Source organism: Mesorhizobium sp. (assembly GCF_004962925.1).
Classification (GTDB): Bacteria; Pseudomonadota; Alphaproteobacteria; order Rhizobiales; family Rhizobiaceae; genus Mesorhizobium.
The window spans coordinates 11,594-11,936 of record NZ_SUEO01000196.1 but is presented as its reverse complement, the minus strand read 5'-3'; the positions used below and the strand labels follow the sequence as shown (position 1 = coordinate 11,936).

The 343-nt window shown below is 62.7% G+C and carries 1 pseudogene; it reads right to left on the bottom strand.

Annotation, left to right across the window (positions count from 1 at the left end):
* Nucleotides 1–25 precede the first annotated feature (25 nt).
* Nucleotides 26–343: pseudogene (locus E5W87_RS28090) on the bottom strand (flavin reductase family protein); the annotation flags it as partial.

The window sequence follows — 343 nt, the reverse complement described above, 5'->3', positions numbered from 1 at the left end:
TCTCTGTTTAGTCTTTTCCCCAGCCCTAATCTTTTCCCCAGCGTGGCCGGCGCATCGAAAATATCTCGCTGACGCTGGCATAATCCATGTAGCCGAGACGACCGACATTGCCCGCCCTGACGATATCGAACATGCCGTCGTTCAGGAATGCGTCGTCGATATGCACGCCGACGACTTCGCCGGCCACGACCACAGCGCCGGTCAGTGTTCCGTCCAGCGCCTTTGGCCGCAGGATCTCCGTCACCCGGCATTCAAGCGCCGCCGGCGCCGCCGCCACGCGGGGCGGCGCAACAAGATGCGACGGCGCCATGGTGAGATCGGCGTAGTCGAATTCGCTGACGCC